The following is a 21,833-nucleotide window of genomic DNA, read 5'->3' as shown; positions in this document are numbered from 1 at the left end:
CTCCTTTATTTGGGTTTAGGCACTTTTAATAATAGAGGTCATTGCGTCTTTTTGCATCTAAAAAGTAAAAAATCGGACAAGCAACATTTATAATTTAAATGCCACCAGTCCGATTTATTATAGAACCGATTTAAACGAGTCCGGCATAGTACCCTGCAACATATCCTGTTACGAGAGCACTTGTAATATTGTATCCTCCAGTATAACCGTGAATATCAAGAACTTCACCACATAAAAAAAGATGAGGGGTGAGTTTTGATTCCATTGTTGTAGGTGTGATTTCTTTTATTGAAACACCTCCACCAGTAACAAATGCTTTTTCAAGAGATAACGTACCATTTACTGTAAAAGTAAATGCTTTTAAGTTTTGGACGAGTGTAGTAATTTGGTGTGTACTTAAATGATGATACGTTGTGTTTAAATCAATTTCACTAGTTTGGAGCATAAAATGTAAATAACGTTCTTCGATTAACCCTTTTAAACTATTTTTTATAATTTTATCAGGCTCTTGTTGGAGTCGTTTCATAATGTGTTGTTTAAGAGCTTCTTCATTAAGTGAAGGGAAGGCATCAATTTGCATATGAATCTCTTGTTTTTTTTGATATTTTTGTTCTTTGTAGACAAATTGACTACATCTTAAGGCAGCAGGTCCACTAATACCAAAATGTGTAAATATCATATCCATAGTATGGTTAACACGCTTTTTACCATTTTTTTTGAGTACTGATAAACCTACATTTTTTAGGCTAAGTCCTTTTAATGTTTGTTGACGAATAAACTGTTCATTGGAAGTTATCGGGACTTCAGTTGGAAATAACTCTGTTATAGAATGTCCTAATGATTTTGCAAAACGGTAACCATCGCCTGTAGAACCTGTATGCGGTACACTTGTTCCACCAGTTGCAATAATTACGGATTTTGACTTATACTGCGATCCGTCATCAAGCGTTACAGTAAATATATCTTCATGCGTCTCTATATTTGTAACTTTACTTTCTTCATAGATTGTGACATGTTGTGATGTCAATGTTTTAACTAATACATCGAGCACGTCTTGAGATCGATTAGTCACAGGAAACATGCGACCATGATCTTCTTCCTTTAATTCTAAACCTCTTTCTTCAAAAAATTGAATAATAGATTGATTGTCAAACAGCGAAAAAGGACTATATAAAAATTTGCCATTACCTGGTATATGATTGATGATTTCTGCGTGCGGTAAATTATTTGTGACATTACAACGGCCGCCCCCAGAAATTTTGAGTTTACGACCTAATCCTTTCTTCTTTTCCAAAAGTAATACAGATTGTCCATTTTGGCTTGCTGAAATTGCAGCCATGATTCCACTAGGCCCGCCACCGATAACTATCGTTTGAAATAGCATATAAAAACTCCCTTAATATTGATATTTTTAATTTTAACATAGGATAAGAGCGTGTATAATAAATGTATTGTGTTATAATAATAATTTAAATAAACGAGTAGGTAGGTTTGAACGATGAGTGAAAATAAGGAGTTAGTGAGAGGGACCTTTTTATTAACATTTAGTATTCTTATTACTAAAATATTAGGTATTATCTACATCATTCCATTTTATCGTATTATTGGTGGTGCTGATAACTTAGCGCCATTTAATTATGCTTATGGACCATATAATATTGCAATTGCAGTAGCAACAGCAGGAGTCCCTTTAGCCGCATCGAAATATGTAGCGAGATATAATGCAATGGGGGCTTATCGAGTCAGTCAAAAATTGTATCGATCTAGCTTTGTTGTGATGAGTATTACAGGTGTTTTAGGTTTTACAGTACTATATTTATTATCACCTTCAATTGCATCAGTAACCATCGCGAATAATACAGATCAAGATGCAGGTTGGACTGTTGCACAAATCACTTCAATTATCCGAACAATAAGTTTTGTTGTGATATTTATTCCAGTTTTAGCCACATGGCGTGGTGTGTTTCAAGGGTATCAGTCAATGGGACCAACGGCTTTATCAGAGGTAACAGAGCAAATCGCACGTATATTGTTTATTCTTATTGGAAGCTATATTGTATTAAATGTGCTCGATGGTAGTATTTTATTTGCGAATGGCATTGCTACTTTTGGAGCGGCTATCGGTGCAATAGTTGGTATCTTAACATTATGGTGGTATTGGATTAAGAGACGTAAAGGGATTAATGAAATGGTTGAGTCTGATCATACAGGTATCGACGTTTCATACGGTTCAATGTACAAAGAAATTATTTCTTATAGTATTCCGTTCGTTATTGTCAGTCTTCAATTTCCATTAATTATGATAATTGACCAGCTCACACATAATAATGCTTTAGATATGGCTGGTGTCGCAGTAAGAATGCAAGATACATTCTTTACAATGTTAAATATGACAACAAATAAAATTGTGATGATTCCAACATCACTTGCTGCAGGGTTTGCCATAAGTTTAATACCTTTCATAACTAAGACATTTGAAAAAGGCGATTTTAGAGAAATGCATCGTCAAATTAGAACAGCGCTTGGTGTGTTAATGTTCATCACAATACCTGCTAGCTTAGGTATTATGGCATTAGCAGTGCCTCTATATACTGTATTTTATGAGTATAGTTTTGAAGGTAGTCGATTGTTATTTATTTATGCACCAGTCGCTGTTTTAATATCATTATTTAGTGTGACAGCATCAATGTTACAAGGTATTAATAAGCAAAAACTCACAGTATTTGTTGTACTTGGTTCAATCGTAATTAAATTTATACTTAATGTACCGTTAATTGTGGCTTTACAAACAGCAGGAGCTATTGTAAGTACTGCAATTGCTTTAAGCGTTGCGATACTATGTAATTTATTCATTTTAAAAAAGTATGCACAATTTAGATTTAGAGATACCATTTATGATGTCAGCAAGATTTTAATTTACAGCTTTATTATGATGATTATTGTGGAAGTCGTATCCATTTTATTACAATTTGCAGTATCACCAGCAAGTCACATTGGTGCTTTCATTATTACTGTAGTTGGTGCACTTGTAGGCGCAACGGTTTATGGTGTTATCGTTATGAAAACACGTTTAGCAGATAAGTATTTAGGAGCTATACCTAATAAAATCAGAAATAAGGTTGGTTTTTTATAATGCGGTTAGATAAATTTTTAGCACAAATGGGATATGGATCTCGAAATGATGTTAAAAAAGATATTAAAAATGGATCTGTTTATATTAATGAAGATAGAGCCAAAAGCCCTAAAATGCACATCGATCCGGAACAAGATCAAATTTATTTTAATCAAGAACTTGTAAAATATGAACCTTATGTTTATATTATGTTGAATAAACCTCAAGGTGTCATCTCAGCGACAGAAGATGATGTGCATCAAACCGTCATAGATCTGATTCCTAAATATCAGCACCTAGATTTATTTCCAGTTGGGCGACTTGATAAGGATACAGTGGGGCTTTTATTAATTACAAATGACGGTCAATTTAATCATCAAGTTATGAGCCCTAATAAAAAAATTCCTAAAGTTTATCGAGTGAAGGCGCGTAATCCTCTAACTCAAGACAATCAAAACTACTTTCAAGAGGGAGTCGTGCTTAGTGATGGAGTATGTAAACCAGCTCGACTGGAAATTTTAGAAGACAACAAAGAAGGGCTCGTTACGATTCAAGAAGGGAAATATCACCAAGTAAAACGTATGTTTCATGAAATTGAAAATGAGGTAATCTTTTTAGAAAGAATTGCAATAGGTGCACTAAAGCTAGATACTGAATTAGAACGTGGTGCATATCGTAAACTAACAGCAGAAGAAATTAAATTAGTTCTAAATATATAAGCCACAAATAATTCAATGTATGTTTAAAATGTAAGCTTTAGGGTATCTTTTTATTAACATTCATAGAGGTGATTAAAAATGGCAAAATCAAATCAATTTTTAAGAGCAGCACTAGGTATCGGAAGCGCTGTTGTAGCTGTAGCACTTTCAAAACAAAAAAATAGAGATAAAGTGAAACAAGAGTACGCGAAATACAAAGAAAATCCAGAATCATACAAACAGCGTGTACAAGAAAAAGCGACACAATTAAGTCAAACTGCATCTGATGAAATTAATCGAATCAAAGAAGATCCGAAAAGCTATGTTAATGAAGTTAAAGAAGATCCCAAAGCATTTTTATCAAATAAAAAAGAATCTTTATTAAATCAAAGTAATCAAGAACAACACGTTGATCGTACTTCAACATTTGATGATGAAGGTGGCGGAGATCCTTCAAGTAACTTACATCCATCTACAGAAAGAAAGTTACAAGATAAAACTTCAGAAAACAACTCACCTGACAATTTAAGATAAATCGAAAATGAAGTTAGAGCAGATATCAATGAGTTGAATGATATTGAAAGCTCTAACTTTTTTTTAAAACTTTAATAGTTTGAAAAATTAGACAATAGGAAGTTTCTACTGTTTTTTGAAGCGTAATTCATGTAAAATATAGTATGAAATCTTTTTAAAGAAGGAAGTTGATTTACATGTGGAGAGATAAAGTAAAAGAATATGAAAGTCAAATGATTGAAGATTTGAATGGATTATTAAAAATTAAGTCCGTAAGAAATGATGATGAAGCTACAGAAGAAGCACCTGTTGGACCAGGACCTAAAGCAGCCTTAGAATATATGTATCAACTTGCTAAAAGAGACGGTTTTAATACATATGATACAGATCACTTAGCAGGTCGTATCGAAGTAGGCAAAGGTGAAGATTTATTTGGTATTTTAGGTCATGTCGACGTAGTACCGGCAGGCAATGATTGGGATAGTGATCCATTTGAACCTGTAGTTACTGAAGATAAAATTATTGCACGCGGTACTTTAGATGATAAAGGCCCAACAATTGCAGCTTATTATGCTGTTAAAATTCTTAATGATATGAATGTAGATTGGAAGAAAAGAGTACATATTATTATTGGAACGGATGAAGAATCAGATTGGAAATGTACTGAACGATATTTTGCAACAGAAGAAATGCCTACGATTGGTATTGCACCAGATGCTGAATTCCCATTAATTCATGGTGAAAAAGGAATAACTACATTTGATATTACTCAAAAAACGATAGCTCAAGATGACGATGAACCGGAGATAGAATTAATTCAATTTGAATCTGGCGAACGTTATAATATGGTTCCTGATTTAGCAACAGCAAGCGTCCTAGTTAAAGAGAATATGACGAATACAATTCAACACTTTGAAGCCTTTTTACAACAACATAATTTAAAGGGCCAATATGAGGTAGATAGTGGTAAGCTTGTTTTAAAAGTTTCAGGTAAAGCTGTTCATGGAATGGATCCTTCTATCGGAGTGAATGCGGGCATGTATCTCATTCATTTCTTAAATACTTTGAATTTAAATCAAAGCGCTAAAGATTGGACAGAGTTTGGAGATACTTATCTATTTGAATCACATTTTGGTGAAAAAATGGGTATGAAATTTCATACAGATCATATGGGAGATGTGACTACAAATATCGGGGTCATTCGCTTTGATTCAAAAAATGGAGGCACATTTGGTGTGAATTTAAGATATCCAGAAGGGTTTAACTTTGAGTCATCAATTCGTGCGTTTGAAGAGGAAATTCATAATCAAGGTTTTGAAATTGAATTAGGCAAATTACAAAAACCACATTTCGTTGACCCAAATGATCCATTTATTCAGAAATTATTAACAGCTTATCGTAATCAAACGAATGATATGCGTCCGTCTTTCACTATTGGTGGTGGAACGTACGCACGTAATTTAGATAAAGGTGTAGCATTTGGTGCAATGTTTGAGGATTCTGAGGACCTTATGCATCAAAAAAATGAGTATATTACTAAGAAGCAACTTTTTAACGCAACAAGTATTTATCTAGAAGCAATTTATTCTGTATGTGTGGGGGAATGAGTATGAGAAAAGTTTTAATTAATGAAAGATTAGTTGAAGAGCAAGATGCTGAAGTCGCATACAATGATAGAGGTTACAACTTTGGTGATGGTATATATGAATATATTCGAATTTATGATGGACAGTTATTTACAGTCCGGGAGCATTTCGAAAGATTATTACGTAGTGCAACTGAGATTGGTTTAGATCTCAAGTATTCAATTGATGATTTAATTAAACTGGTTAAAGAATTAGCAGCAACGAATCAAGTGACTAATGGGGGTATTTATTTACAAGTCACAAGAGGAGCAGCACCGCGCGACCATGCTTTTCCAACTCCTCCTGTAGAGCCTGTATTAACAGCTTTTACGCGTTCATATGATCGCCCGTTCAAATCATTACAAGAGGGTGTTTCAGCAGTAACAACTGAAGATATTCGCTGGTTAAGATGTGATATCAAAAGCTTAAACTTACTTGGTAACGTATTAGCAAAAGAATATGCTACAAAGTATAATGCGAGTGAAGCGATTCAACATCGAGATGGGACTGTTACAGAAGGGTCATCGAGCAATGTATATGCAGTAAAAGATGGAACGATTTATACACATCCGACGAACAATCTGATATTGAACGGGATTACGCGTCGTGTCATTCAGTGGATTTGTGAAGATGAAAATATACCATTTAAAGAGGAAGCTGTTTCTGTTGATTTCTTAAAACAGGCGGATGAAGTTTTTATCTCAAGTACATCTGTAGAAATTATGCCGATAATTAAAGTAGATGGGGAAGCTATAAATGAAGAAATCGTTGGAAAAGTAACGCGCCAACTTCAAAAAGGATTTGAAAAATATATCAATTCACATTCTGAATAACAGGATTATGAAAAATGTATGACGATTTTGTGTTTTTAATAAAGTAAAAAGTCACAAATTGTGTTCCATTATTGGTTGAAAAAAAACCATTTTAATTATAAAATCTTTATTGAGTGATAATTGTACGTACGTATATTTTTGTAATAATGGATGATGTAAATATGGCTCTTGAATTATTTTCATGAGCCTTTTCTATTTGGAAGTGAGGTGAATACGGTGTGGAACAATTTTATCAACTAGGTTGGACACTTGACTCTGCAGGAGGCGCGTCTGGAGAGGCTTATATGGCAGAACAAGATGGTCAAAAGTTATTTTTAAAGCGCAATTCTAATCCGTTCATAGCAGCATTGTCAGCAGAAGGTATCGTACCTAAACTTGTTTGGACCAAAAGAATTGAAACAGGTGAAGTGGTTACAGCGCAACATTGGAAAAATGGACGGGAACTCAATGTGTCAGAAATGAGTCAAGACCGGGTCACACTACTCTTGAAAAAAATTCACACCTCACGTCCATTACTAACGATGCTGAAACGTATGGAAATGGAACCTATAACACCTCAGATTATGCTTAAAAAGATTAATACTGCGTTATCTAGAGAAGTAATGACGCACCACATTATTCGAAAAGCTCTTATTTATTTAGAAGAACATGTTCCAGAATATGATCCTAGGTTTTACACTGTAGTGCATGGGGATGTTAATCACAACAATTGGTTGCTATCTGATAAAGATGAACTGTATCTTGTTGATTGGGAAGGGGCAATGATAGCAGATCCTGCTATTGATATTGGCATGTTGTTATATAATTATGTCCCTGAAAGCATGTGGTCTTCATGGTTTGATACTTATGAAGTTAAGGAAACTATGAATTTGAAGCGGCGTATGAAATGGTATGTAGTGATTCAGTCTATTGGTATGGTGCAATGGAGCGAAGAGCACAAGCGATATAAAGATATGAATACATGGCTTGAATTTTTAAATGATGTAATGAATCGTAACGTATTCATTTAAGGAGTATTAAAATATGAGAATGAGAAATAAACCTTGGGCTGAAGATTATTTGCGTGAACATCCAGATGTTGTTGACTTAGATGCTACTCATGCTAAAGCGGTACGTGAGTGGTTCGATAATGATAACCCTATCCATATTGAGGTAGGTTCTGGAATGGGTAAGTTTATCACAACATTAGCTTCTAAAAACCCTCAAGTGAACTATATCGCAATAGAACGTGATAAAAATGTAATGATTCGTGTTCTAGACAAAGTATTGGACCAAAATCTTACTAATATAAAACTGTTATGTAATGATGCGATTATTTTAACGGATTATTTTAAAGCACATGAAATAGAAAGGATATATCTTAACTTTTCTGACCCTTGGCCAAAAAAACGACATGCTAAACGGAGACTAACTTATCATACGTTTTTAGAAATTTATCAGCACATTTTAATTGAAGACGGTGATATTCACTTTAAAACGGATAACAGAGGTCTTTTTGCATATAGTTTAGAAAGCATGTCTCAATATGGAATGTTTTTTACACAAATCAATCTCAATTTACATGAAGAAGATGAGGGAGATAATATTCCAACAGAATATGAATATAAGTTTTCTGAAAAAGGTTCTCGAATTTATAAGATGGAAGCTAAATTTCATAAATCAATGCACTCTGACACCACACATATTTGAATCTAGATAATTAAGACATGACTCCGTGTGAGTGATGTCTTTTTAATTTATTTAAAAGAGGGGATTACATTGAAAATAGGACAATTTCAAATTGATGCACTTAATGGTGGATATACACATATGGATGGCGGAGCGATATTTGGTGTTGTTCCAAAACCACTATGGGAGAAAAAGTACCCTGTAAATTCCAAAAATCAGGTTCCGCTTGTAACACATCCAATATTAATTAGAACTACAAAAGTGAATATACTAATCGATGCAGGAATAGGAAATGGGAAGTTGACTGATAAACAACTTCGTAATTATGGTGTGAAAGAAGAATCAAAAATCGAGGAATCGTTAAAGCGCTTTGATTTAACAGTTAATGATATAGATATGGTATTAATGACACACATGCATTTTGATCATGCGACAGGACTTACAGATGAAAATGGCCAAGCAATATTCCGAAATGCTTATCATTACATTCAACAAGATGAATATCATGAATTTAAAGCGCCAAATATTAGAAGTAAAGCAACGTATTGGCAACACAATCAAGGTACTTTTGAAGATAAAATGATTTTATTTGAAAAAGAAATTGAACCATACCCAGGAATTGTAATGAAGCATACAGGTGGACACAGTTATGGACATAGTATCATAGAAATAAAAAGTGAGGGTGAAAAAGCAGTTCACATGGCAGATATCCTCTCAACAACTGCACATGTCAATCCTTTATGGGTTTCAGCATATGATGACTATCCAATGCAATCAATTAGAGAGAAAGAGAGACGAACACGATATTATATTATGAATGATTATTGGTTCTTATTTTATCATGATGTCAATTATCTCGCTGCTCAATTCTCGAATGATTTCAAAAGTGTACAAAATGTAATTGAGCGTTAGGGGCGCTTTTTTCATAAAAAAGATGCTTCAATTGCTAACAAGCTCTATTCGAAGCATCTTTTTCTGTAACATTGACAAAATATTAAATTTCATAAATATCAATAACCTGGCCATTATAGGCATCTGCTATAAACTCATAGTTATAGACTTTGCCATTACGTTCAGCACTGACTCCGCCTTTGTAAACCTCATATTCAATTCCGAACTTTTGATAAATAGTAGGTTCATAAAGAATGTAAGATCCTGTTACATCCTTAAAATAACTGCGTACTGAGTCAATAATTTTGTCTGCAGGATAATATTGACTTTTATTTCGATTTAAAACGTAAAAATAACTGCTTGCTAATGCAGTACCGATTGCCACAGGAATGAGTAATGGCCAATCTTTCTTTGTAAACATAGCTATCGCCTCCATTGAAAGCTTATCCATAGTTTACCATATCCATCATGATATACTAAATCATATAGAACTATTGAAATAGGAGTGGAATTATGTCTCAAAAAACGATTGAAAGAATGAAAACACTTACAGAATTACATGGTGCACCAAATTTTGAACATCAAGTGCGTCAGTATTTAAAACAAGAAATGCGTCCATTTGTAGATGAATTTATTGATGACCGGATGGGCGGTTTTTATGGGATTAAAAAAAGTGGTAATTCTAATGCTAAACGTATTATGGTATCTGCGCATATGGATGAGATCGGATTTTTAGTGACTGAAGTGACACAATATGGTTTCATAAAATTTACGGCACTAGGTGGTGTAGCGAATGATATTTGGCAAGGTCAAAGGCTAAAAATACTTACTTCTAATAATGAAGAAATTATAGGTGTTGTAGCAAATATTCCTAAGCACTTTAGATCTGGACAAGAAGCACAACCTAAAATTGAATCATTACTTTTAGATGTAGGTGCTGAAAATAAAGATGAAGTATTTGAGAGAGGTATTCAAATTGGTGATCCTATAGTACCACACACTGAATTATTACAATTATCTGAGCATCGATTTGCTTCTAAGGCATGGGATAATCGCTATGGTTGTCTAATCGCATTAGAAATTTTAGAAAAATTGAAAGATGAAAATCTGGATTTTGACTTATATGTCGGCGCGAATGTGCAAGAAGAAGTAGGGTTAAGAGGAGCTGAGGTTGCTAGTCGACTAGTAAATCCGGATATTGCTTTTGTTGTAGATTGTTCACCAGCAAATGATATGAATGGAAGACAAGGTTTATCTGGAGTATTGGGAGAAGGAGCATTATTACGTATTAAGGATGGCACGATGCTCTTAAAACCTTCATTTAAGACATTTTTAACAGATATAGCTTCGAAAAATCATATTAAGTATCAACATTATATTTCTCCTGGTGGAACAGACGGTGGTGTAATCCATAAATCTAATATTGGTGTTCCTACAGCGGTTATCGGGGTTTGTGCACGATATATTCATAGTTCTGATGCAGTGTTTGATATTCGTGATTACAATCAAGCAAAAGCGTGGTTATATGCATCAATCAAAGCACTTGATGATGAAACAATTAAAACGTTACAATACAGTTAAAGAAGGTGTTTAGAATGAAAAAACTAGAATCAATTCAACAATATCAAGAATTAAAAAAAGGAAATACAATCTTTGTTTTCTCTGCGAACTGGTGTCCAGATTGTCGTGTGATTGAGCCGGATTTACCCGAGGTGGAAGATAAATTCACTCAATTTGAATTTATCTCAGTTGATCGTGATGAATTTATAGATTTAGCAATTGAAGAAGGCGTTATGGGGATACCAAGCTTTCTTGTTTATAAAAACAATGAGCGTGTAGGAGATTATATTGGTAAAGAGAGAAAATCAATTGAACAAATAAATCAATTTATTAGTCAGTTTGCATAAAAATTTAGCCCTTAGGACATTGTTTTCTCTAGTCCTAAGGGCATATTTATTGTAAACTAATAAAAGGCACGATTATAGGAGTGAAAAGATGAATATCTTTAAAATGAGAGATTTATTAAAATCACGATTAAAAGATTTAGACGTGCAATTCCAATTTAATCGTGATAAAGAATCTTTAAGAGTATATCGTAAAGACAATAAAAAAGGTGTTACTATTAAGCTTTCACCAGTTGTCGCTAAATATAATAAAGGACAAACTCAAATTATTGACGAAATACTTTATTACATTACTGAATCCATTCATCAAATGCAAGATGAATCACATAAGTTTTTAGATCAAATACAAGTTTTCCCAGTAATAAGAGCGACGAGTTTCCCCCTTAAAACAAAGGAAGGGCACCAATTCGTAACGGATGAACATACTGCGGAAACACGTGTATATTACGCATTAGATTTGGAAAAATCTTATCGTTTAATAGATGAAAAATTATTAGAAGAGCTAAATATGAGTCATCAGCAAATTAAAGAAATGGCAATGTTTAATTTGAGAAAATTAAACAATGCATATACAACTGATGAAGTAAAAGGAAATCTATTTTATTTTATAAATACGAATGATGGCTATGATGCAAGTCGTATTTTAAATCGTACATTAATGAGAGAATTCGAAGAAAAATGTGAAGGTGAAATGTTGGTAGGAGTGCCACATCAAGATGTATTGTTGATTGCTGATATCAGAAATAAAACAGGTTACGATGTTATGGCACATATTACTATGGAATTCTTCACAAATGGATTAGTACCTATTACTTCATTATCATTAAGTTATGCGAACGATCATTTTGAACCTATTTTTATTTTAGGTAAGAATAATAAAGCAAAAGATAAAAACGCACCTAATGTTGTCCAACATTTACGTGCAGTAAAAGATGAAAATAATCATAAGGAGTAGAGCATTAATGAATTTATTTTATAATCCAAAAGGTGTTGGAGATGTAGCTTTTGTACAAATCAAAACCGTTGAAGGGCCATTCTCCTACGATAAAAAAGGAGATGTTGTGTTAATTAAGCAAGACGATGAAGTTGTTGGCTTAAATTTATTTAACGCATCTCAGTATATAAATTTAGAAGGTCAAGGTCTAATTAAAGTTACAAAAACGATAGCAAATGAAATCCAATCTATGCTAGATAAACAAGACAGTGGTTATCAATTAGAGGTTGATTTTTCACCAAAATTTGTAGTAGGTTATGTTGAAAGTAAAGAGAAACATCCAAATGCTGATAAATTAAGTATTACTCAAATAGATGTAGGTAGTGAAACATTACAAATAGTGTGTGGTGCGCCAAATATCGAAGCCGGGCAAAAAGTAGTTGTTGCAAAAGTTGGAGCTGTAATGCCTAGTGGAATGATTATTAAAGACGCTGAATTACGTGGTGTACCTTCACACGGTATGGTTTGTTCTATGAAAGAGTTAGACTTACCGAATGCGCCAAAAGAAAAAGGAATCATGGTTTTAAACGATGAATATGAAGTAGGTCAGCCATTTTTTGATGAGTAAGGGAAGGGTGTGTTTTAATGAGTTGGTTTAGTCACTTATTTGGTGAAGATAATCAAGAGGATAGAGAAAAGCATCCATCTGATTATCTTTCACACCATTCAGATGATCAACATCGGGAGCGACTCGTTCCGCAATCAAACGATGTTTATGAAAGACCAAGAGGGAAGTTTCGTTTTCCCATTGACATGCATGACGAAACATCTTCTCTTCATAACAGTTCTAAAATAAATGAGACACAAAATCAACAGAATCATGAGACAATACAAAAACAAATAAAGCCATCTTACTCATTTGAAAGAGGAGAAAGACGTCATCGTAATAGTAGAAATGCGATTCAAAAATCTTCACGCTTGTATCATGAAAAACAAAATGTTAATCAAAAATTAAAATCTCAAAGCTCTAGTCATTACAATTATTCAAATCATGACAGTAAAGCAAAACGAAGACAACATTTTCAAGACATTAAGCCGACATATCATCATAAAGCGTTTAAAGCAAGTGAAGTTCCTTCAGCTATCTTCGGTACTAAAGAACCGAAAGCATTTGCTAATAGTGGCTTGAATCAACCTCCAGGCACTAGACGTCAACATGGACAAACACAACGAGATAATCAAAATCAACAAACTAATCGTCATGCCACTAAGCATACATATAGGCCGAAAACGCCAAATTATTCAAAAAAGGATAATACAATTAATATTGAAAATGTATATGCTTCTCAAATAGTTGAAGAAATTAGACGTGAACGTGAGAAAAAAGTGTTACAAAAGAAACGATTTAAAGCTGCACTTGAAAAAGAAAGAGCGTTAAAAGAAAATGGTGAACACTCAGACATCGAAAAAGCGATGAATGATATGTATGCCAATCAAGCTAAATACCTTTTAGGTGATGAAGATAAAAAAGAAGAAATAGACGTTGAACACGATTCAATCGAGAAATCGAATGAATCTCATTTAGACACGTCTGAAATTCATCAAGAAGATAGTCAAAATGATACTTTCGAATATGAGGAATTAGATTTATCTGAGATTAAGGATCATGATGAGTCAGAAACAGACGAGTTAAATGATGAAAATGATTCAATTTCAGTAACTACTCATGCAGAAAAAGATAATATGTTAAGTGAAGCATTGGATGATACTAAAGAAGATGCTCAAAATAGCACGGTTCAAGATATCGAAGTACAACAGTCTAATGAATTTGAACCTCCTCAACTAGAAGTTAAAAATAATGATGTATCATCAAATGCAACAACTGAAAGCGTCTCTCAGATACAATCAACGCATGAAGTAGATTCGAAATCAGATGAGCCACATGAGGAAGCGCAACCAAAAGAATTGGAAGCACCTAAGTTGTTACCAGAGAATCATCAATCTGAAAGTCATACTAAGCATTACAATGATGACTCACAGTCCGTAGAAGCAGAAACTAAGCATAGTGACACTACAGTCCCACTACTTAAACCTGACTTATCCAGTGAGACGGAGGGCGACGAAAATCGAGATTTAGATGATAGGACTAACGTTTCATCAAATGATCATGAGTTAAATGAAGAAAGACAGCCATCCTCAACAAGCAAAAGCAAAATTCGAAGAGGGAGTAAACCATTCAATGTTGTGATGACTCCATCAGATAAAAGAAGACTAAATCAAGGAAAAAAAATAACATCACAAAAAGTAGAAACGCAAACAACATCAACTCAAAACGAAAAATTTGAAAATATTGAGGATCAATTAGTTAAAACAAACACAGAAATACAAACTGCTAATCTAGAGAATGACCATTTAAAACAAGAACATGCTACTAAACCTGTCATTCAAGGCAAGGGGACTGATAGTGAACAATCGACAGCAATACGTCGTGGTCCGAACTTGAAATTACCTAGTCTTGACTTATTGGAAGATCCGATTATTCAAGAGCGCGATGAAGCATGGATTCAATCTAAAAAAGAAGAGCTAAATGAATCTTTTTACTATTTCAATGTACCGGCAGAAGTTGTTAATGTAATTGAGGGACCAAGTGTTACAAGATTTGAATTGTCGGTGGAGAAAGGTGTCAAGGTGTCAAGAATTACAGCACTTCAAGACGATATTAAAATGGCTTTAGCAGCTAAGGATATCCGTATTGAAGCCCCTATACCTGGAACCAGTCTAGTTGGGATAGAAGTGCCAAATCAATCGCCAACTAAAGTTAATTTAAAATCGATTCTTGAAACGGATGCTTTTAAAAACGCTGAATCAAAATTGACTGTGGCAATGGGAAATCGCATTAACAATGAACCATTACTTATGGATATCGCTAAAACTCCGCACGCTTTAATTGCAGGTGCTACAGGATCAGGGAAATCAGTGTCTATAAATAGTATTTTAATTTCCTTGCTCTATCGTAACCATCCTGAAGAATTAAAGTTATTATTAATCGATCCGAAAATGGTAGAACTTGCACCATATAATGACTTACCGCACTTAGTTGCACCGGTAATTACAGATGTTAAAGCTGCAACACAAAGTTTAAAATGGGCTGTAGATGAAATGGAAAAACGATACAAAATGTTTGCACAAAAACATGTTCGTAACATCTCGGCTTATAATAAAAAAGTAAATTATGACGAACGCATTCCTAAAATTGTGATTGTAATAGATGAGCTTGCCGATTTAATGATGATGGCTCCTCAAGAGGTCGAACAATCAATTTCGCGTATAGCTCAAAAAGCAAGAGCTTGTGGCATTCATATGCTCGTTGCGACTCAAAGACCTTCAGTTAATGTTATTACTGGATTAATCAAAGCCAATATTCCTACAAGAATTGCGTTTATGGTATCATCTAGTGTGGATTCAAGAACGATTATTGATAGTGGTGGCGCAGAGCGTTTATTAGGATACGGAGATATGCTATACCTTGGTGGTGGAATGAATAAACCTATCCGTGTACAAGGTACTTTTGTATCAGATGAAGAAATAGATAGCGTTGTTGATTTTATAAAATCACAACGAGAACCTGAATATCTATTTCAAGAAAAAGAGTTATTAAAGAAAACAGAAGAGCCAGTCAAAGACGAATTATTTGATGATGTATGTGCTTTTATGGTTCAAGAAAAAAGTATATCTACCTCACTAATTCAAAGACATTTCCAAATAGGTTATAACCGTGCTGCGCGAATTATTGATCAATTGGAACAACTTGGTTATATTTCGGGAGCGAACGGCTCAAAACCACGGGATGTTTATTTAACTGAATCTGAATTAAACGAAATATAAATCAAGAAAGGAGCGATACTCTCATGACTAAATATCATTTTGTTGGTATTAAAGGTTCAGGAATGAGTTCTTTAGCTCAAATTATTTACGATCTAGGTTATGATGTACAAGGTTCTGATATTGAACAACATATTTTTACAGAAATTGCATTACGTAATAAAGGGATTACAATCCTTCCATTTAGTGCAGATAATATTGAAGAAGGGCTAACAGTAATACAGGGGAATGCCTTTAAAGACACTCATGAAGAAATAGCCCGAGCACATGAATTAGGTTTAAAAGTAATACGTTATCATGACTTTCTAAGTGAAGTCATTAATCAATATGTTTCTGTTGCTGTAACAGGTGCTCATGGTAAAACATCTACTACAGGACTATTGTCACATGTGATGAATGGTGATAAAAAGACATCATTTTTAATTGGTGATGGAACAGGCATGGGGTTACCACAGAGCGAATATTTTGCTTTTGAAGCTTGTGAATATAGACGTCACTTTTTAAGTTATGCACCTGATTATGCTATTATTACAAACATTGATTTTGATCATCCTGATTATTTTGAGGATATTGATGATGTGATTTCTGCATTCCAAAGTATGGCTTTAAATGTAAAAAAAGGGATTATTGCATGGGGAGATGATCCGCATTTAAAACAATTAGACGTCAATGTGCCGATATATTATTATGGTTTTGATTCAAATAAGGATGTTTATGCGGATAATATTAAGATTACTGATAAAGGTACAGCATTTGATGTTTATATTAAAGGCAACTTTTATGGACATTTCTTAACACCTCAGTATGGAGACCATAACATTTTAAACACATTGGCAGTTCTAACAATAAGTTATTTAGAAGATTTAGATGTAGACAATATTAAAGAAGCACTTTTAACTTTTGGTGGTGTAAAACGTCGGTTTAACGAAAAATTTACACAAAATCAAGTGTTAGTGGATGATTATGCCCACCATCCAAGAGAAATTAGTGCTACAATAGAAACAGCTAGAAAAAAATATCCACAAAAAGAAGTGGTTGCTATTTTCCAACCGCATACTTTTTCACGAACAAAAGCATTTTTACAAGAGTTTGCGGATGTACTTAGTCAAGCTGATCAAACATATCTTTGCGATATATTTGGCTCAATTCGCGAAGATCGTGGAGATTTATCAATTAATAATCTTCTTGATTTAATTGAAAATAGTCAATTACTTACAGAAGATAATGTTGAAGTCTTGCAAAAACACGATAATGCAGTATTATTATTTATGGGTGCTGGTGATATCCAAAAAATACTTAAAGCATACATGAAAAAAATCGGTGTTGAGCACGATTTTTAATGTTTGAGAAATGTATTGATGGGTAATATAATTAACAAAATAGCATAATTTTTATGTCAATTAGGAGGCGTTTTCGAATGGAATGGATTTTACCACTCGCTGGTATTATTGCAGCAATTGCATTCTTAATTCTATGTATTGGAATTGTTGTTGTACTAGTTTCTGTAAAGAAAAATTTAGACCATGTGGCTAAGACACTTGATGGTGTTGAAGGTCAAGTTCAAGGTATCACACGTGAATCTACTGATTTACTACACAAAGCGAATAGATTAACTGAAGATATTCAAGATAAATCTAACCGCTTAAACTCTGTAGTTAATGCGGTTAAAGGGATTGGAGATTCAGTTCAATCATTAAATGGTTCAGTAGACCGTGTAACTCATTCAATTACACATAATATTTCTCAAAATGAGGATAAAATTTCACAAGTTGTACAATGGTCAAACGTTGCTATGGAAATTGCAGATAAATGGCAAAACCGTAAAGAACGTAGAGGCAGTGCAGCTTACAAAACTACTAATGTTGGAGATGATGCACGTCAACAAAAATATTCAAATGAACATACACAAAATCATCATGCACAAGCATTATCAAACAAAGAATTAGTCAACAATGAATATGAAAATAGAGACATCAATGATTTCGAAACTGATCCAAAATCAGTGAATACGAAATATACTACTTTAAATGATTCAAATAAAAAATAATTGAATTATTTATACATTGAAATCTAAATTTTAAGCACTTAAATGAGTTATGTACTTTATTTAAGTGCTTTTAATATAAGGGGGATAATTATTATGGAAAAATACAATCGTGATTTGTATACAAAAGGTTTAGAAAGTTATGAATTACCACAATATGAAAGCGGTAGAAGTTTAGATTTAGTTTTTGGTTTTGTAGCAGGTGCAATTTTAGGTAGTGCGTTAGGACTCGTGCTTACTGCTACTGCTAAAAAATCTAAAGTTAAAGTGACTAAACAAAACAATGTAAGTCATAATGACTCATCTGCTAGAATTAGACAAGAAGCTGAACGCCAAGCAAATGCTTTAAAAGATCAAGCACGTAATGTAGCAGTTGAGTCTGATAATGAACCATCTGAATCATCATTAGCTGCTCAACGAAGAGCAATTCGAGGTGAAGTTGATTCAGATCGTTTAGAAGGGCAAACTAGAAAAGAAACTACTAATCAAACAGCTGGTAGCAATCAATCAGATGTTACTGCTTCAGGTTTAGCACAAGCTGCTAAAGATAAAAATGGCAAGTCTACTCAAGAATCTCATAATCATCAAGATAGTGCTTTAGCGGCACAACAACGTGCAATTCGTAGTGAAGTTGATTCAGATCGTTTAGAAGGACAAACAGGTCCAACAAGAACGGCAGAATCTGAAACTAAGAAAGATGAAAATAAATCAACACTAAATGCTTCTAATTCAAATCTTAGTGAACCATCAACACAATTAGAAGGAAAAAAATCAGTAGATGAATCAGCAGTTGAACAAGGCAAACATGCTAAAGCGCAATTCTATAACGGTGTTGTAACACATGATGAAGATAATAACATTAAAAATAATGTTAATGAAAAAATTGAAAAAAAGAGCAGCAAAGTAGATAAACAGAAATTTAACAAATAATTTTTAAGATAGGCATGCACTCCTTTTAAGCTTTGCTTAGAAGGGGTGCTTGTTCTTGTTGGAATTATTATGTTAATACGGAATATTCAAAAAAATTCACACAAATTCGATTTTTTCTATTGAAATCTATGAAGTAACTTGTTATTATATTCAATATCACAAAAAATATTTTAGCACTTTAAAGCGAATAACAAAAATAGGTTGAGGTGATTACATGTCAAGTAAGTTAGAATCTTACCGAAAAGAAATAGAAACAATAAACGATCAAATTTTAACATTGCTCTCTAAAAGAGGTGAATTAGCTCAAAAAATAGGTGAAGAAAAACGTAAACAAAGCACTGTCATCTATGATCCAGAAAGAGAAAAAGAAATGTTAAATGCACTTATAGATAAAAATAATGGACCTTTTAATGATAATGTTATAAAACAATTATTCAAAGAAATATTTAAAGCCTCAACAGATCTTCAAAAATCTGAAAATGAAAAGCATTTATATGTCTCACGAAAGCTTAAACCAGAAGATACAATTGTACATTTTGACAATGGTGGTATCATTGGTGAAGGTCAAAAATCATTTGTATTTGGACCATGCTCTGTAGAATCGTATGATCAAGTTGAAGCAGTTGCTAAAGATTTAAAAGCAAAAGGTGAGAAATTTATTCGAGGTGGTGCTTTTAAGCCACGTACATCTCCATATGATTTCCAAGGATTAGGTGAAGAAGGCTTAAAAATTCTTAAACAAATCAAAGATAAATATGATTTAAATGTTGTCAGTGAAATTGTACATCCTAACGATTTTGAAATTGCTGATCAATATTTAGATGTTTTCCAAATCGGTGCTCGCAATATGCATAATTTTGAATTACTTAAAGAAGCGGGACGTACACAAAAGCCAATTTTATTAAAACGTGGTTTATCAGCAACAATTGAAGAATTCGTCTATGCAGCTGAATATATTGCATCACAAGGTAATCAAAATATTATTTTATGTGAACGCGGTATTCGTACTTATGAAAAAGCGACACGTAACACACTTGATATTTCAGCTGTACCTATCCTTAAACAAGGTACACATTTACCAGTTCTTGTAGATGTTACACACAGTACAGGACGTAAAGATATTATGTTACCAACAGCAAAAGCAGCATTAGCAGTTGGTGCAGATGGTGTAATGGCTGAAGTTCATCCTGATCCAGCTGTAGCGCTCAGTGATAGTGGACAACAAATGGACTTGAAAGAATTCGACGCTTTTTACAATGAAATCAAACCACTATCTGAAATGTACAATCAAAATAAGATAAAATAAATTAATTTTTGAGGATGGAATCAATAGAATTAACTATAGTGTCATTAGAGCTTTGTAGTATCTATTATTTCATCCTCATTATTATATTCAAATGCCGCAATTTCCGAACTGAGTTCATCTATTTATGATGATTAAATAACTTCAAATAATTCCCCTCATTACTAAAAAAATATCTTTGAATATTATTTTTAAATGACTTTCTAAGAAATATTTTTTTACTTACACATAGCATAACATGTTTTCATCTTATAATATTGACAAATAATTGACAAGAAAGCGTTTTATATGCGATTAATATCTTTTTTATGTTAAACTATGAAAACGATATGAAAACGTAATATAGCTTAATAAGAGCGATCTCGAGGAGGAAAAAATATGACAGTTACTATATATGATGTCGCTAGAGAAGCACGTGTTTCTATGGCAACTGTTTCACGTGTTGTAAATGGTAATCAAAACGTTAAACCTGAAACGAGAGAGAAAGTAAATGAAGTAATTAAGAGATTGAATTACCGTCCTAATGCAGTTGCTAGAGGACTCGCAAGTAAAAAAACAACTACAGTAGGGGTGATTATTCCCGATATTTCAAATATGTATTATTCACAACTTGCAAGAGGATTAGAAGATATTGCTACAATGTACAAATATCATACAATCATCTCTAATTCAGATGATGATCCTGAAAAAGAAAAAGAAATTTTTAATAATTTACTAAGTAAGCAAGTAGATGGCATCATTTTCTTGGGTGGTACATTAACAGATGAAATTAAAGAACAAATTAATAGAACTTCGGTTCCTGTAGTAGTATCAGGTACGAATGGTAAAGATGATGGAATTGCATCAGTCAATATTGATTTTGTAAAAGCGAGTGAAGAAATTTCTGAGCAACTTATTCAATCAGGTGCACGTAAGTTTGCTTTTGTAGGTGCTGGTTATTCGAAAAAAGCACAAGAAGATGTGTTTGTTGGATTAAAAAACATATTAGATAAGCATCAATTAACTGTAGATGATCATTTACTTTATGTAGGAAACGAAACATATAAAGATGGTATTCGAGCATTTGAAAAAATCAGTACGTATCAGCCAGATGCTGTACTTTCGATTAGTGATGAACAAGCAATTGGTATCGTGCACGGTGCATTAGATGCTGGATTTAAAGTGCCACAAGATATACAAGTTGTGAGCTTTAATAATACAAGACTCGTTGAAATGGTAAGACCTCAACTTTCTAGTGTCATCCAACCACTATATGACATTGGGGCAGTGGGCATGCGATTATTGACAAAATATATGAATAATGAAGAAATTGAAGAGCCAAATGTAATCTTACCGTACACAATACGTTATAGAGGGACTACACGTCACACATAATTCGAATTTGAAGAAAATGGGAATTAGTCAAATACCACTGATGTTGATGAACTTTGTCAATCTGCTTTAAAAAAGTCATAGTGAATTTTGATTCATTCCCATATATTTTTTTATTATTATTG

The 21,833-nt window shown here is 33.3% G+C and carries 19 protein-coding genes and 1 pseudogene; 18 read left to right on the top strand and 2 right to left on the bottom strand.

The window, feature by feature from the left end; translation table 11 throughout:
- Positions 1-130: 130 nt before the first annotated feature.
- A complete protein-coding gene (locus HHH54_RS01545) occupies positions 131-1,384 on the bottom strand; it encodes a BaiN/RdsA family NAD(P)/FAD-dependent oxidoreductase (RefSeq protein ID WP_198617068.1) in 1,254 nt (417 codons plus the stop codon).
- A gap of 114 nt (positions 1,385-1,498) precedes the next feature.
- Here HHH54_RS01545 and HHH54_RS01540 point away from each other — a divergent pair, with 114 nt between their 5' ends.
- The 8 genes from HHH54_RS01540 to HHH54_RS01505 all read left to right on the top strand — a co-directional run bounded on the left by HHH54_RS01540 (position 1,499) and on the right by HHH54_RS01505 (position 9,361).
- Positions 1,499-3,133: a putative polysaccharide biosynthesis protein gene (locus tag HHH54_RS01540; protein ID WP_198617067.1), complete on the top strand. Its 1,635-nt coding sequence runs from the start codon at positions 1,499-1,501 to the stop codon at positions 3,131-3,133.
- Positions 3,133-3,831 (top strand): pseudouridine synthase, encoded by a 699-nt coding sequence (locus HHH54_RS01535; protein WP_198617066.1) that lies wholly within the window; start codon positions 3,133-3,135, stop codon positions 3,829-3,831. Before HHH54_RS01540 ends, HHH54_RS01535 begins: the two co-directional genes overlap by 1 nt.
- A 78-nt stretch (positions 3,832-3,909) precedes the next feature.
- Positions 3,910-4,344: a YtxH domain-containing protein gene (locus tag HHH54_RS01530; RefSeq protein ID WP_198617065.1), complete on the top strand. Its 435-nt coding sequence runs from the start codon at positions 3,910-3,912 to the stop codon at positions 4,342-4,344.
- A 176-nt stretch (positions 4,345-4,520) separates the two neighbouring features.
- On the top strand, positions 4,521-5,930 hold the full coding sequence (gene pepV, locus HHH54_RS01525; protein WP_198617064.1) for a dipeptidase PepV: 1,410 nt from the start codon (positions 4,521-4,523) through the stop codon (positions 5,928-5,930).
- A gap of 2 nt (positions 5,931-5,932) precedes the next feature.
- Positions 5,933-6,781 (top strand): D-amino-acid transaminase, encoded by an 849-nt coding sequence (gene dat, locus HHH54_RS01520; protein WP_198617063.1) that lies wholly within the window; start codon positions 5,933-5,935, stop codon positions 6,779-6,781.
- A 218-nt stretch (positions 6,782-6,999) separates the two neighbouring features.
- Complete coding sequence (locus HHH54_RS01515; protein WP_198617062.1) at positions 7,000-7,791, top strand: phosphotransferase; 792 nt, start codon at positions 7,000-7,002, stop codon at positions 7,789-7,791.
- 13 nt (positions 7,792-7,804) lie between these two features.
- The gene (gene trmB / locus HHH54_RS01510; protein WP_198617061.1) at positions 7,805-8,470 is read left to right on the top strand and encodes a tRNA (guanosine(46)-N7)-methyltransferase TrmB; all 666 of its coding nucleotides are present in this window, start codon (positions 7,805-7,807) and stop codon (positions 8,468-8,470) included.
- A gap of 69 nt (positions 8,471-8,539) precedes the next feature.
- Complete coding sequence (locus tag HHH54_RS01505; protein WP_198617060.1) at positions 8,540-9,361, top strand: YtnP family quorum-quenching lactonase; 822 nt, start codon at positions 8,540-8,542, stop codon at positions 9,359-9,361.
- A gap of 82 nt (positions 9,362-9,443) precedes the next feature.
- Here the strand turns inward: HHH54_RS01505 and HHH54_RS01500 are convergent, their stop codons facing one another.
- On the bottom strand, positions 9,444-9,761 hold the full coding sequence (locus HHH54_RS01500; RefSeq protein ID WP_198617059.1) for a hypothetical protein: 318 nt from the start codon (positions 9,759-9,761) through the stop codon (positions 9,444-9,446).
- A gap of 92 nt (positions 9,762-9,853) precedes the next feature.
- On the opposite strand from HHH54_RS01500, the gene HHH54_RS01495 reads away from it, so the two are divergent.
- The 10 genes and pseudogenes from HHH54_RS01495 (at position 9,854) to ccpA (ending at position 21,711) form a co-directional block, all read left to right on the top strand.
- The gene (locus tag HHH54_RS01495) at positions 9,854-10,921 is read left to right on the top strand and encodes a M42 family metallopeptidase (protein ID WP_198617058.1); all 1,068 of its coding nucleotides are present in this window, start codon (positions 9,854-9,856) and stop codon (positions 10,919-10,921) included.
- A gap of 14 nt (positions 10,922-10,935) precedes the next feature.
- On the top strand, positions 10,936-11,247 hold the full coding sequence (locus HHH54_RS01490) for a thioredoxin family protein (RefSeq protein ID WP_198617057.1): 312 nt from the start codon (positions 10,936-10,938) through the stop codon (positions 11,245-11,247).
- 88 nt (positions 11,248-11,335) lie between these two features.
- Entirely contained in the window at positions 11,336-12,199 is an 864-nt protein-coding gene (locus HHH54_RS01485) for a DUF1444 domain-containing protein (protein WP_198617056.1), read from the top strand.
- 7 nt (positions 12,200-12,206) lie between these two features.
- Complete coding sequence (gene ytpR, locus HHH54_RS01480) at positions 12,207-12,806, top strand: YtpR family tRNA-binding protein (protein WP_198617055.1); 600 nt, start codon at positions 12,207-12,209, stop codon at positions 12,804-12,806.
- 17 nt (positions 12,807-12,823) lie between these two features.
- Positions 12,824-16,063 (top strand): DNA translocase FtsK, encoded by a 3,240-nt coding sequence (locus HHH54_RS01475; protein WP_198617054.1) that lies wholly within the window; start codon positions 12,824-12,826, stop codon positions 16,061-16,063.
- 23 nt (positions 16,064-16,086) lie between these two features.
- Positions 16,087-17,400, top strand: coding sequence for a UDP-N-acetylmuramate--L-alanine ligase (gene murC, locus HHH54_RS01470; RefSeq protein WP_198617053.1), 1,314 nt, complete (start codon positions 16,087-16,089; stop codon positions 17,398-17,400).
- A 77-nt stretch (positions 17,401-17,477) separates the two neighbouring features.
- Positions 17,478-17,936 (top strand): annotated as a pseudogene (locus HHH54_RS01465) (DUF948 domain-containing protein); the annotation flags it as partial.
- Positions 17,937-18,200: 264 nt separating this feature from the next.
- Positions 18,201-19,034, top strand: coding sequence for a hypothetical protein (locus HHH54_RS01460; protein ID WP_198617051.1), 834 nt, complete (start codon positions 18,201-18,203; stop codon positions 19,032-19,034).
- A 214-nt stretch (positions 19,035-19,248) separates the two neighbouring features.
- Entirely contained in the window at positions 19,249-20,340 is a 1,092-nt protein-coding gene (locus tag HHH54_RS01455; RefSeq protein WP_198617050.1) for a bifunctional 3-deoxy-7-phosphoheptulonate synthase/chorismate mutase, read from the top strand.
- 375 nt (positions 20,341-20,715) lie between these two features.
- Positions 20,716-21,711 carry a catabolite control protein A gene (ccpA, locus tag HHH54_RS01450; RefSeq protein WP_198617049.1) on the top strand — a complete coding sequence of 332 codons (996 nt, stop codon included), beginning with the start codon at positions 20,716-20,718 and terminating at the stop codon, positions 21,709-21,711.
- Positions 21,712-21,833 lie beyond the last annotated feature (122 nt).

This window comes from Staphylococcus canis, from assembly GCF_016238445.1.
Taxonomy (GTDB): domain Bacteria; phylum Bacillota; class Bacilli; order Staphylococcales; family Staphylococcaceae; genus Staphylococcus; species Staphylococcus canis.
This window is presented reverse-complemented; position numbering and strand designations above follow the sequence as displayed.

Excerpts from the sequence above, each read along its gene's own strand:
- HHH54_RS01495 (WP_198617058.1), top strand. The coding sequence starts at position 9,854 with ATGTCTCAAAAAACGATTGAAAGAATGAAAACACTTACAGAATTACAT.
- HHH54_RS01485 (WP_198617056.1), top strand. The coding sequence starts at position 11,336 with ATGAATATCTTTAAAATGAGAGATTTATTAAAATCACGATTAAAAGAT.
- ccpA (WP_198617049.1), top strand. The coding sequence starts at position 20,716 with ATGACAGTTACTATATATGATGTCGCTAGAGAAGCACGTGTTTCTATG.
- HHH54_RS01460 (WP_198617051.1), top strand. The coding sequence starts at position 18,201 with ATGGAAAAATACAATCGTGATTTGTATACAAAAGGTTTAGAAAGTTAT.
- pepV (WP_198617064.1), top strand. The coding sequence starts at position 4,521 with ATGTGGAGAGATAAAGTAAAAGAATATGAAAGTCAAATGATTGAAGAT.
- HHH54_RS01455 (WP_198617050.1), top strand. The coding sequence starts at position 19,249 with ATGTCAAGTAAGTTAGAATCTTACCGAAAAGAAATAGAAACAATAAAC.
- dat (WP_198617063.1), top strand. The coding sequence starts at position 5,933 with ATGAGAAAAGTTTTAATTAATGAAAGATTAGTTGAAGAGCAAGATGCT.
- trmB (WP_198617061.1), top strand. The coding sequence starts at position 7,805 with ATGAGAATGAGAAATAAACCTTGGGCTGAAGATTATTTGCGTGAACAT.
- HHH54_RS01530 (WP_198617065.1), top strand. The coding sequence starts at position 3,910 with ATGGCAAAATCAAATCAATTTTTAAGAGCAGCACTAGGTATCGGAAGC.
- HHH54_RS01535 (WP_198617066.1), top strand. The coding sequence starts at position 3,133 with ATGCGGTTAGATAAATTTTTAGCACAAATGGGATATGGATCTCGAAAT.
- HHH54_RS01540 (WP_198617067.1), top strand. The coding sequence starts at position 1,499 with ATGAGTGAAAATAAGGAGTTAGTGAGAGGGACCTTTTTATTAACATTT.
- ytpR (WP_198617055.1), top strand. The coding sequence starts at position 12,207 with ATGAATTTATTTTATAATCCAAAAGGTGTTGGAGATGTAGCTTTTGTA.
- HHH54_RS01475 (WP_198617054.1), top strand. The coding sequence starts at position 12,824 with ATGAGTTGGTTTAGTCACTTATTTGGTGAAGATAATCAAGAGGATAGA.
- murC (WP_198617053.1), top strand. The coding sequence starts at position 16,087 with ATGACTAAATATCATTTTGTTGGTATTAAAGGTTCAGGAATGAGTTCT.
- HHH54_RS01490 (WP_198617057.1), top strand. The coding sequence starts at position 10,936 with ATGAAAAAACTAGAATCAATTCAACAATATCAAGAATTAAAAAAAGGA.
- HHH54_RS01500 (WP_198617059.1), bottom strand. The coding sequence starts at position 9,761 with ATGTTTACAAAGAAAGATTGGCCATTACTCATTCCTGTGGCAATCGGT.
- HHH54_RS01545 (WP_198617068.1), bottom strand. The coding sequence starts at position 1,384 with ATGCTATTTCAAACGATAGTTATCGGTGGCGGGCCTAGTGGAATCATG.